11 protein-coding genes are annotated in these 12,103 nt (G+C 40.2%); 5 read left to right on the forward strand and 6 right to left on the reverse strand.

Going from position 1 to position 12,103, the window contains the following annotated elements:
• Positions 1-395: 395 nt before the first annotated feature.
• The 6 genes from pgl to AAGD16_RS09345 all read right to left on the reverse strand — a co-directional run bounded on the left by pgl (position 396) and on the right by AAGD16_RS09345 (position 8,433).
• Complete coding sequence (pgl, locus tag AAGD16_RS09320) at positions 396-1,106, reverse strand: 6-phosphogluconolactonase (protein ID WP_064662995.1); 711 nt, start codon at positions 1,104-1,106, stop codon at positions 396-398.
• A 3-nt stretch (positions 1,107-1,109) separates the two neighbouring features.
• On the reverse strand, positions 1,110-2,582 hold the full coding sequence (zwf, locus tag AAGD16_RS09325; RefSeq protein ID WP_013465247.1) for a glucose-6-phosphate dehydrogenase: 1,473 nt from the start codon (positions 2,580-2,582) through the stop codon (positions 1,110-1,112).
• A gap of 234 nt (positions 2,583-2,816) precedes the next feature.
• Positions 2,817-4,463: a glucose-6-phosphate isomerase gene (pgi, locus tag AAGD16_RS09330; protein WP_028835030.1), complete on the reverse strand. Its 1,647-nt coding sequence runs from the start codon at positions 4,461-4,463 to the stop codon at positions 2,817-2,819.
• Positions 4,464-4,782: 319 nt separating this feature from the next.
• Positions 4,783-7,038 (reverse strand): aminotransferase class V-fold PLP-dependent enzyme, encoded by a 2,256-nt coding sequence (locus AAGD16_RS09335; RefSeq protein WP_377111367.1) that lies wholly within the window; start codon positions 7,036-7,038, stop codon positions 4,783-4,785.
• 107 nt (positions 7,039-7,145) lie between these two features.
• Entirely contained in the window at positions 7,146-8,222 is a 1,077-nt protein-coding gene (locus AAGD16_RS09340; protein ID WP_064662991.1) for an AI-2E family transporter, read from the reverse strand.
• A complete protein-coding gene (locus tag AAGD16_RS09345) occupies positions 8,215-8,433 on the reverse strand; it encodes a hypothetical protein (RefSeq protein ID WP_033104406.1) in 219 nt (72 codons plus the stop codon). The genes AAGD16_RS09340 and AAGD16_RS09345 overlap by 8 nt, the downstream gene beginning before the upstream one ends.
• A 143-nt stretch (positions 8,434-8,576) precedes the next feature.
• Here AAGD16_RS09345 and AAGD16_RS09350 point away from each other — a divergent pair, with 143 nt between their 5' ends.
• Genes AAGD16_RS09350 through AAGD16_RS09370 form a run of 5 tightly spaced genes read left to right on the forward strand, consistent with a single transcriptional unit; the run spans position 8,577 to position 12,102 of the window.
• Positions 8,577-9,227 carry a hypothetical protein gene (locus AAGD16_RS09350; protein WP_013465252.1) on the forward strand — a complete coding sequence of 217 codons (651 nt, stop codon included), beginning with the start codon at positions 8,577-8,579 and terminating at the stop codon, positions 9,225-9,227.
• Positions 9,228-9,239: 12 nt separating this feature from the next.
• Positions 9,240-10,697: a M48 family metalloprotease gene (locus tag AAGD16_RS09355; protein WP_013465253.1), complete on the forward strand. Its 1,458-nt coding sequence runs from the start codon at positions 9,240-9,242 to the stop codon at positions 10,695-10,697.
• Between the two features lie 54 nt (positions 10,698-10,751).
• Positions 10,752-11,099, forward strand: a complete 348-nt coding sequence (gene arsC, locus AAGD16_RS09360) for an arsenate reductase (glutaredoxin) (protein ID WP_013465254.1) — start codon at positions 10,752-10,754, stop codon at positions 11,097-11,099.
• Positions 11,099-11,653 (forward strand): NAD(P)H:quinone oxidoreductase, encoded by a 555-nt coding sequence (wrbA, locus tag AAGD16_RS09365; RefSeq protein WP_013465255.1) that lies wholly within the window; start codon positions 11,099-11,101, stop codon positions 11,651-11,653. The genes arsC and wrbA overlap by 1 nt, the downstream gene beginning before the upstream one ends.
• A complete protein-coding gene (locus tag AAGD16_RS09370) occupies positions 11,650-12,102 on the forward strand; it encodes a DUF2069 domain-containing protein (protein WP_013465256.1) in 453 nt (150 codons plus the stop codon). Before wrbA ends, AAGD16_RS09370 begins: the two co-directional genes overlap by 4 nt.
• Position 12,103 lies beyond the last annotated feature (1 nt).

Consider the following 12,103-nt stretch of genomic DNA (forward strand, 5'->3'; position numbering starts at 1 on the left):
GCATGAAAAAGCCGAATTAAATTTGTTTAATTCGTTCACATTTCCAGCATGTACTTGAAGCATTTTTAAATTGATTTTGTTTAAAACGACGTGGTGAGTAGGAATTTTCAAACCGTAAAACATGCTTGTGAGTTAGTGTTTAATAAATTTAACCATTTGATTTTTTGGCTATAAGTAAAATTTATTCAGTATTTACAATCGGTGTAAAAGCCTATTTTATACTGCTAATTGTGGAGGCAATACTCAGCATTTCATCTTTATCTCTGCGCGGCTTTTTATAATTCAGCAAAGAGTAAAACAGATCAGCAATAAAAAAGGTCAGTAGCAAAAGCGACTGACCTTTCATTAAACCATCAATACAAAGAGGTTTAGCGCACATCTAATTTATATTAAAATTAGGGCGCCCAATACACTTCAATGTTGATCTCAGGGTGATTTAATACCGCACGTAACGGCATGTCATTCACATCGCCCCCCGCTAAAGCTTGTTTATAAACAGCCAACTTTTCATCGCCACTAATTAGCAATTTAACCACTTTAGATTGTGCAATCGCATTTAACGTTAAGCTCATGCGCTCAGTAATACTGCCTGTTACGTCACTTTGTATCGCGTTGATAGCGCACACAAGTTGGCTTGAATCTAAGCCGTTTTTCAGGCCTTGTGCATGTGGGAATAATGACGCGGTGTGGCCATCTGGGCCCATGCCTAAAATAGTCACATCAAAAGGACGTTTTAATGCTTGAAACTGCGCTTCACAGGCATCAACCCCTTGCTCTGCAGTGGCTGCTGTATTTTTCATGCTAATAAAATTAGCCGCTGCACCATGGTTTTGTAACAAAGTACGCTTGATAAATGCTTCATTACTCTTTTCATGACTTGCCTCAACCCAGCGCTCATCAACCATAGCAACATCAATGTTTGCCCAGTTTAAATCAAGGGTCGATAAATGTTTATAAGCCGGCTCAGGTGAAGAACCGCCTGAAACCATTAATACTGCACGGCCATCACGTTCAATGCCATCACGTAAAGCATACTCTAGTGACTGAGATAATTCATCAGTCAGCGCAGCTTTATCGTCAAAAAACTTTTCTACTATTGTTGCCATCACTTATGCCTTATCGCCAGTGTTAAACCAAACATGATTATTCTCTGCTAATAATTCATCTGCATCTTCAGGGCCCCAACTACCGGCTCTATACAGTGCTGGTTTACCTTTCTCTTGCCAACGTTCAATTATTGGATCAATCCATTTCCATGCTTGGCGTACTTCGTCGCGGTGAATAAATAATGATGGATTATTCGCTGCAGCATCAAGCATTAAACGTTTGTAAGCATCTGAGTGAAAGCCATTACTATATGCTTGCGACAGCTCAATGTTCATCGTTACAGGTTCAAGTTGCATGTCTAAATTATCTAAACGCTTCGACATCAGCGTTAATTGAATACTTTCTTGTGGTTGTAAACGGATCACTAAACGGTTTGGCTCGATATTACCTACGCTGTCCTCATACACGTTATGAGATACTTTTTTATATTCAACCACAATTTCAGCGCAGCGCTTTGCCATACGTTTACCGGTACGCAGGTAAAAAGGCACACCTGCCCAACGCCAATTATCAATGTGCGCACGAATAGCCACGAAGGTTTCAGTTTTACTTGCCCCTTCGTTTAGCTCTTCTAAGTAACCTGGGACTATTTTACCGTTTAAATCACCCGGTACGTATTGCCCACGAATAATATTGTCATCAACATCGCTGCCCTCTAATGGGCGTAATGCTTCTAATACTTTTAACTTTTCATTGCGAATACTATTGGCTTTAAGTTTATGCGGTGACTCCATTGCGACTAAGCAAAGTAGCTGTAACAAGTGGTTTTGCACCATGTCACGCAAAGCACCGGCTTTATCATAAAAACCAGCGCGGCTCTCAAGCCCTACCGTTTCTGATAAGCTAATTTGGATATTATCAATCGATTTAGCATCCCACATGTTTTCAAATAATGAATTTGAAAAACGCAATGCCATTAAGTTTTGAACGGTTTCTTTGCCTAGGTAGTGGTCAATACGGAAAATTTGATCTTCGTCGAAGTACTGTGCAATTTTCGCATTAATAACTTCTGCAGACTCGCCACAATAACCAATTGGTTTTTCTACAACAACACGTGAATTGGCTGTTATTAATTTTTTAGTGGATAGAATTTCACAACAAGTGCCATACACAGCTGGCGGAAGAGATAAGTAAAACACACGAGATTTATCGCTGTCGTCTTCATCAAGAATTTTTTTCAGCACATCCCAGTTATCATCCGCTTCGGTAACATTACTCACTACAGGCACTAAAAACGCTGAGAACGATTTCCAATCCTTAGCGTTATACTCGCCTTCGCTTAAAAATTCTTGTAATGCTTTGTGTGCGGTATCAATGTATTCATCACATTTACTTTGTTCGCGCACGGTAGGCAAAATACGTGAGCCTTGCGGTAAGTTACCTTCTTGATATGCTCGATACATTGCAGGAAGTAATTTGCGTAACGCAAGATCACCACCGCCCCCAAAAATTATAATATCAAAAGGATTAAGCATAGTTACTCTCTACGTTTATGCTACCTGCCACTACCGTATTGGTAATCAGTTATAGCGGTTTATTATCTGGATATGCAGGCCTTAGCACAAAGCCTACTAATGTTGTTCGTTATATGCGCCATAAAAAATGGGTCTAGGGACACTGTAATTCCTCTCACAAAAATACAGGCCCTAGGACTCCAGCGCTACCCGTTCAAAGGTATTTGGTTACTTATTGTGTAATAAGTGAATGTGTTACTGCGTACGGTGTTGTTTGTAGTACGCCATCAAGCCCTGTGTTGAGCTGTCGTGCTCATTAACCACGTTATCGTCGGTTAATTCAGCTTCAATTTTAGAGGCTAAACCTTTACCAAGCTCAACGCCCCACTGATCAAACGAACATATTTGTAAAAGAATACCGTGGCAAAAAATCTTATGTTCATACAGTGCAATTAAACGACCCACCGCTTTTGCATCAACCGTGTCTAATAATATAGACGTTGTTGGGCGGTTTCCTTGATGAATTTTATGCTTTAGTAGCATTTCAATTTGCGCAGGCGTTTTGCCTTTGGCTGCTAAATCAGCGGTTATCTGCTGCGCATCTACCCCGTTCATTAATGCTTCGGTTTGTGCAAAAAAGTTCGATAATAAAATATTGTGATGCTTATCAACGTTAACCTGTGGTTTTACAGAGCCAATAAAGTCCGCAGGGACAATTACATTGCCTTGGTGCAAACATTGATAAAACGCATGCTGGCCATTTATTCCCGTCATGCCCCAAATAATAGGCACGGTAGTGTAAGGTACGGTTTGCCCATCAAAAGTGACGTGCTTACCGTTACTTTCCATTTCACCCTGTTGTAAATACGCAGGCAACATATGTAATGCTTGGTCATAAGGTAAAATAGCTTGCGAATCAAATCCTAAAAAGCTGGTATTCCATACACTCAACAGCGCCATAATTAAAGGAATATTCTGCTCAAGCGGCGCCGACTTAAAGTGCTCGTCAACTTCAAACGCCCCTTCTAAAATAGCTTCAAATGCTTCAAAGCCGGCATAAAGTGCAATAGGTAAACCAATGGCACTCCAAAGTGAAAAACGACCCCCAACCCAATCCCACATGGTAAATACGTTTTCGTCACTAATACCAAATGCCGCGGTTTTTTCTAAATTGGTGCTTACTGCCACAAAATGCTTTGCTATGGCGCTTTTATCTTTGGCGCTATTTAAAAACCAATCAACCGCTGTTTTTGAGTTGGTCATGGTTTCTGAGGTAGTAAAGGTTTTTGACGAAATAACAAATAACGTTGTTTCAGGGTCAACTTTATTCAATACTGACGCAATTTGTACGCCATCAGCATTAGAAACATAATGAACGTTTAACGGCTTATCAACCACTGCTTTAAGTGCTTCAGTCGCTGTTTGAGGGCCTAGGTTTGAACCCCCTACTCCAATACTCACTACATCTTTCACCGCTTTACCGGTGTAACCTAACCACTGCCCGCTGCGTACTTTTTCAACAAAGGTTTTAATTTTAGCAAGTTCGCTATCGACCGCCTCAGTAATATTTTCACCGTCAACAATAAGCGGTGTATGGGCGCGATTTCTAAGTGCGGTATGCAATACGGCACGGTCTTCGGTGATATTTATTTTCTCACCGGCAAACATTTTTTCACGCCACGCTTCAATATCACACTCTTTAGCTAATGAGATTAATTGAGCGAAAACTTTCTCATCAATACGTTGTTTTGAATAATCAAACAATACACCAGGAATGTGAGTAGAAAATTGAGAAAAACGAGAATCGTCTTGTGCAAATAAAGTTTTCAGATGTGTTTGTGCCATCTTTTGTGCACTATTTTCTAGTGCTTGCCAACTTACTAACTCAGAACGGCTCGCCATGTAAACATCCCCTAATTTATTAATCTATTGATTTAAAGCGCTTTATTTAATTTTTTACGACGCAAAATAACCGAATTTTGTAAAAAGCAAAGCCCAATATTATAGCTTAAAAAGTCTAATTTGCGTTATTTTTATAAGCTTTGATGCAGATAATAGCGCAATTTTTTGCTTTTGACACCGGTATCATAAAATTAAAAATTGAATTTAACAACTGATCAGCCCTTCTCTTTAATGAAGATTTTATTAATTTCTAACTGATCCAAATTAAAGCGAGCAAAAAAAAGGCCGACAAATGTCGGCCTTTCCTCTAAATAAATAATTAACCGGTTAACGCTAAACCACCCGATAAGTTATAAACACTGCTGTAACCAAGCTCAGTCAAATTTGCTGCCGCAATTTTTGAACGGTTACCACTGCGACACACTAAAATATACTGGTTGTTTTTGTCCAATTGGCCTTGCGTAAGTGCATGAGCCATTCGACTTAAAGGAATATTTAAGGTTTTAGCTATGGGTACGTTTAGCAATGCGCTTAAATTATTAGCGCCGTGTTCATAAGGTTCTCGGGTATCAATTAAATACGCATTGCCCTCTACCAGTATTTCTTTTGCTTGGTTAAAACTTAATTGCGAAGTTTCTACAGCAGGCTTAGCATTAACATAACCACAGAGCGTGTTGGCTTGTGTGTGTTGTTGTAAATCTGCTTGCTGTTTTTGTGCGGCAAATTCAGCGTCATCAATATCACCTTTAATTAGCTTTTGTAACAATGGCGTTTGCTGCTGTTGAACAGCCCAGTTCATTGCAAAGCACTGTTGGTAATCATGCCCTGAACACACCACACTTTGCGGATTCAGCTCTGCTGCTAACATCGTCAAAGAATGCGCCATTTTCATTGCATCCCCGCCATCAAGCGCGGTATTTCCAAGCCCTGCAGGTAAAATTAAATCACCGCAAAAGCAATACTGAACATCTCCATTATTCGCTTTTAATAAATAACTCACGCTATCTTGGCTATGCCCGGGTGTGGCTAGCTTTTCGAGTACGTGAGTGGTTAATTGCAATGTGTCGCTATTAGTTGGCCAGCCTAATTTATCAACCTCTCCAGCGACTAAGTATTCTTTAAGTGCGCTGCGCATTAAATCAAGTGCGCAGTGACGTTCTTGATGCTCATGCGTATTTAAAATAGCGGTAATAGTTAAATTTTGCGTAGTTACTATTTTTTCAAAGCGAGGGATCAGTTCAATAATCGGATCGATAATAAATGCATGTTGATCATCTGTTACATACAACCAACTACATGCACCTTGGTGTCTAAATTGGGTAAGCCCTAAAGCACATACTTCTTGCAAAGGAAAACTGCTATCAGAAATCACTAAACAGTTAGCTTGTAATACCGTTTTAAGCGCTCTAATTTGTTCACATGCATCATCTATTTGCGCCATCGTAGCAGCAGGGCCAAATGATAAACGAATAGCGTTTTCACTTTGCCACTGTGAGGCTCCCATCGCATCAAGCACAAAGCTCTGCGTAGCTCCCGTGCTGCATGCAGAGCCACCGCTGACCCTAATACCTGCAGCGTCAAACAAATCAATAACTTCTTTACTAGTTAAATCGTTAACCGCAAAATTAAGCGTTGTGGGCACAGAGCAGGCAAAGTCATGATTAAAGGTAATACTTCCAAAAGTATCAACTAAGGCGCTATGCAGTTTATCCCGATACAAGTTAAGTACATCTATTGATTTAAAAGTCTCGTCTTGTTTATCTAGCAGCAAACTAAACAGCTTATTGAGCCCAGCTATACCGGGGAGATTTTCTGTACCAGAGCGCATGCCACTTTCTTGGCCGCCACCGGCTATAAAAGGCGTGTATGGGCTGCCTTGACGAATATACAATAAACCTATGCCTTTAGGTGCATAAAGTTTATGCCCTGAAAAAGGCGCATAATCAATCGTTGTTTCACTTAGGTTGAGCTGTTGTTTGCCAAGCGCTTGTACACAATCAACCATCCAAGTGACTTGGCTATTACGACTACGAATAACCTTTTCTATGGCGCTTAAATCTTGGTAAACACCGGTTTCATTATTAACGGCCATCGTGCAAATCATCAAAGCGTCATCAATATGCTGAGCAATAAAGTCTAAATCTAAAATACCATCACGATTAACCGGAATAGCAATAATGTCAGCGTTAATCTCAAGCACTGTATTCCAATGCTTTAGCGTATTAGGCACCGCTTTATGTTCGGTTGCCCCATACAATAAAACGGGATTTGGCTTTGTATGGTGTTTTGCATTAATGAGCGTCGATACGATGGCGGTTTGAATCCCCTCAGTGGCACCCGAGGTGAATAAAATATCACCTTGCTGCGCGCCAATGACGGTACGGGCTTTTTGCCTAGTTTGTTCTAATAAGTGTTTAGCTTGAATACCGGTTATATGAGGACTTGAGGGATTACCAAAACAAATTTGCATAGCATGGCACACCACCTCTGCAATACATGGCAATACAGGTGTGGTCGCATTTGCATCGAGATAAACTTGAGCTTTGGGTTCATCTGGCAATAAAAACTCTGACATTAAAAACGCACCTTATTACTAAAAAATATATCTTATTCCCAATAGTACATAGTTTTGACAGGAATGAGTAATAATCTTTCGTAATTAAAGTGCGTTTACTATACCTTTTAGTTACCGAGCTCTTGCGCGAGTTCTTCGTGTTTGGATGACCAGGCATTAATAAGTGCTTTGACTAATGATGCTAATGGAATGGCAAAAAACACTCCCCAAAAACCCCATAGCCCACCAAAAAATAGCACCGCAACAATAATAAATACCGGATTTAAATCAACCGCTTCAGAGAACAATAAAGGCACCAATACGTTGCCATCGAGCGCTTGAATAATGCCGTATATAATTAAAACGGTCCAAAATTGAGTTTCTAAACCAAACTGAAACAGCGCTACTGCGGCCACTGGTATAGTTACTAACGCTGCGCCCACAAATGGAATAAGCACCGAAAAGCCTACGAGAACGCCTAAAAGCGCGGCGTACCGTAAGTCCAGTATGGTAAAAGCAATAAACGACACAGAACCAACAATTAAAATTTCAAATACTTTGCCACGAATATAATTCATGATTTGCTGATTCATTTCATGCCACACTTGTAAAATTAAGCGGCGTTGGCGTGGGATCATTTTAGCAATGCTGGCACTGAGCTCTACTTTATCTTTGAGCATAAAAAACACCAGTAGCGGTACCAAAATAAGGTAAATTAACCATGCTACAGCGTCTTTTAATGAATTAAGCGACGCAGATAATACCACTTGGCCAAAGTCGAGAACTTTGGTTTCAACGGTTACTACAATCGATTGTACTTGCTCTGCGCTAATAAGGCTGGGGTATTTATCAGGCAGATCGAGTAAAAACGATTTACCTTGTTCGACCATATGCGGTGTTTCTTGGACTAAGTTACTGCTTTGCTGCCAAAGCACAGGGCCTATAAACAATATTAAAGTGAGCATAATGCCAATAAATATCAGCATTACTATGCTGGTGGCAGTAAAACGCTTAAGGCCAAACCGTTCTAAGTGAACCACAGGCCAATCTAATAAATAAGCTATGATCAGTGCCACTAACACAGGCACAATTAATGGGCCAAAAAAATACAACATGGCAACCAGTGCCAACAATAAAAAAAGTAAAGTGACTGAATCGGGATCAGAAAACTTTTTTTCATACCATGCTTTTACATATTCAAACACGTAACGGCTCCACTAATAACAACCCCTGTTGTTTATTTAACTTGTAATAATACGCTTTTTTTTGCAAATATCGTTCAATATCATCAGTGTTTTGTTCTTGTGAGATATTAAAGGTAATTGCTTGTTTTAACGATATTGCATCACGCAGCCCTAATTTAAACTGAATAAATTGCTGTGGGCATTTATAAGTGCGTAAATTTAGCTCTAGCATACTCGTTTCGCTACCTATTCACATTAATAATAAGTCCTATAACAGGGTCAATTGAGATTAACCGCAGTTAAATTTAACTTTTCCTTAAAACAACCTCTGCAATGGTTTATCCTTATAGCATCGTTAGCTATCAGGATACGTTAATGCCTAATTCGCATAATAAAGCGCAATTGCCTAGCAATCCAACTCTCAAAGAAATTAATTGGTTTAAAAAGCAAATTAATTGGGGGGAGCTGCCGCATTTTTATCATTTAGTGGCTTCGTCGGTAAGTGAATGTGAAAGTATTTTAGATCACGGATTTGATAATGCCATCAAGCGTATTATCGACAAACGCAATTGGAATTTAGAAGCGCTGGGAATAGACCCCAACGAACTTTATGAAAAAGAAAGCAATAACAAACCACGAATTTCACTGCATCAAGTGTTTACCGAGCGTGGTTTTGAATTACAAGCCTTCCCTTTTTCTAATGATACCGCCATCGATAGGTACGCACGACATGATGAGACAATGGAGTTTAGGTTATGGGATCCATTGACGATGAAAACCGTTATTCGCATTAATCAGTTACATAAATTCATTGGCTTTTACTTAGACCAAGGCGATGAGGCAGATAAAGCGCTTATATTACATTCTCACAAAGTGGTTCATAAAATTATTGCTTTTTTACAAACTCAATTGAACATTGTTAAGGTTGATGGGGTCACAATAAAGGCGTTTTATCAACTATGTGAAAAGGACAGCCGTTTATACACAGATGATCCTTCAAGTGCTAGTGCCCCTGATAAAAAATAAACAAGGAATATAATGCAGCTAAAATCAGCCTTTATCACTTTATGCAGTGCAGCGCTTACATTTAGCCTACTGATAAGTGAGCCGTTAAAGGCACAAACCAATCTTCAACTGCCCGACTTAGGCACTTCAGCCTTACAGGCATTGCCAATTGAAAAAGAAAAAGCGATTGGTGAAGTGATGATGATGCAGATCAGAGGCTCATCGCCTTTGATTAACGATCCGGTGCTTGATGAATACCTAACAACCTTAGGTAGAAAGTTAGTTGCTAACGCCAATGATGTGCGTTTTGGGTTTTCATTCTTTTGGTTAAATAATCCCGAAATTAATGCTTTTGCATTTTATGGCGGCCATGTTGGTGTACACACCGGATTAATAGCCCAAGCCGATAACGAGAGTCAATTTGCATCGGTTCTTGGCCATGAAATTGCACACGTTACACAGCGCCACTTAGCAAGGCGCATTCAGCAGCAGCAAGATAATAGCGGGCTTACCATTGCAGGCATGATTGCTGGTATTTTAGCCGCGGTTGTAGCCCCTGATGCCGGTATGGCTATTATTTCAGCCAGCCAAACACAATCAGCTTTCAGTCAGCTGACACATAGCCGTTCTGCCGAGCAAGAAGCAGACAGAATGGGCATGCAAACCCTCAACAACGCAGGGTTTGATGCCAGAGCATCAAGTGAATTTTTAACTAAACTTGCCGCACAAATTCGTTATAAATATAAACCACCGGCGTTTTTACTCACTCACCCTCTTCCTGAAAGTCGTGTGTCAGATGTTCGCCTTCGCGCCGAGCAATACCCTAAACGCCAGGTAAGCTCGAGCCTTGATTTTGACTTAGCAAAAAGCCGAGTCCTAGCGCGTTACGATAACAAACCCGAAAACGCAGAAGCCTTATTTAGAAAGTTAATGCGCGAAAACACCTATAACAACGTAGCATTACAGTACGGCTTAGCTATTAGTTTGCTTGATCAAAAAAAGACGGATGAAGCACAGCCTATACTTGATAAGTTACTAGCAGACGATCCTAAAAACTTATTTTATATTGATACCAAAACAGATTTACTCATTGCACAAAAAAAAGCCGCAGAGGCTGTTAGTTACTTAAGCGAGCTAAATAATTATCGGCCAAATAACCAAGTGATCACCTTAAATTACGCCAATGCGGCACTAGAGGCTGAGCAATATGAGTTAGCTGAAAATATATTAAAGTCGTTTTTACTGGAAAAACCCGATCACAGTTTAGGCAAACAGCTTTTAACTGACGCCTACAAAAAACAAGAAAAATTGGCGGCCTACCATGAAGCCAATGCCGATGTATTATCTCAGTATGGTGCGTATTTAAAAGCGGCCGATGAAATACAAAAAGCGCTTAATTTTGTAGAGCCAAGTGAAAATGTTAAGCAACAGCGCTTAAAAGCGTTACTCACACAGTATCGGTTATTGCAAAAAGAGCTTGCGAGGCTTTAAGTCTTTAGTGAGTTCACCTAAAATAGCCACAATTTATACTTTGGATGTATTTTTATGTCAGTTACTATTTATCATAATCCGCGTTGTTCAAAATCACGCGAAACCCTTAACCTATTACAAAGTAAAAACATTGAACCGAGTGTTGTTGAATACTTAAAAACACCCCTTTCTCATGAGCAAATTAGTACCTTAGTTTCTCAACTTGGGTTTAATTCGGCACGAGATTTGATGCGCATCAAAGAAGAGCAGTACAAAGCGCTTAATTTAAAAGATGAAAACAGCGAGTCAGTGCTTATTGATGCCATGGTCAATCACCCAAAACTAATTGAGCGCCCTATTGTAGTAAATAACAATAAAGCCGCCCTAGGTCGCCCGCCTGAAAACGTATTAAGCGTTCTATAATGAGCACAACCATCGTGGTGCTGTATCACTCAAGCCATGGCTCAGTAGAGGCTATGGCGCATGAGATTGCAGAGTCAATAGAGCAACAAGGCGCAACCGCATTACTGCGTACTTTTGTGGCCAAAAACCCGCATGACATTGTGATCAGTAAAGATGATTTAGTTGCCTGCGACGGGCTTGCATTTGGTACGCCGACCCGCTTTGGCATGATGGCCTCACAAGCAAAAACGTTTTGGGAAACCACCAGCGATCTTTGGCTCAAAGGCCAACTTATTGATAAACCTGCCTGTGTGTTTTCATCATCAAGCAGTATGCATGGTGGCAATGAAGCAACCCTACTCAATTTGTCATTGCCTTTGTTACACCATGGGATGATGTTGATGGGCGTACCTTACGATGTACCTGAGTTGCTCGGCACCGAAACAGGAGGAACACCTTATGGCGCCTCTCACGTTGCAGGTAGCAATAACAGCTCAACCCTGAGTAAGGATGAAATTAAAATATGTCAAAGCGTAGGAAAACGCCTGACTCAAGTTGCGAGTAAACTTAAATGATTCAAGCAAGCGAGCCTGCTAAAAAACCGATTACCATTAAATTTCAGCGCCTAGCCTTATTTGGTTATATTGGTCTGCTTATTTTAATGCCGTTATGGATGTTTGTATTAGCCCCTAGAGACGGCCACAGTAACACCTTTCTTTTCTTAGTGTATGTATTGCCACTATTACTGCCATTAAAAGGCATATTACAAGATAAAACCTACACCTATGCGTGGGCTAATTTTATTGTTATGTTTTACTTTATTCATGGCTTTACATTGCTGTGGGTCGCACAAGATGAGCTTATATGGGTATTGCTTGAGTTATTATTTGCCTCATCTATGTTTATTGGCTGTACTTATTATGCGCGCCATAGAGGGCAAGAACTTGGGCTTAAAATTCGAAAGCTTAAAGATGAGCTCGCTGAAGAAAAAGCCGCACACGAGCACGATAAAAACAATCCGTAAT

The sequence above is a fragment of the Pseudoalteromonas sp. M58 genome (genome assembly GCF_042604605.1).
Classification (GTDB): domain Bacteria; phylum Pseudomonadota; class Gammaproteobacteria; order Enterobacterales; family Alteromonadaceae; genus Pseudoalteromonas; species Pseudoalteromonas tetraodonis.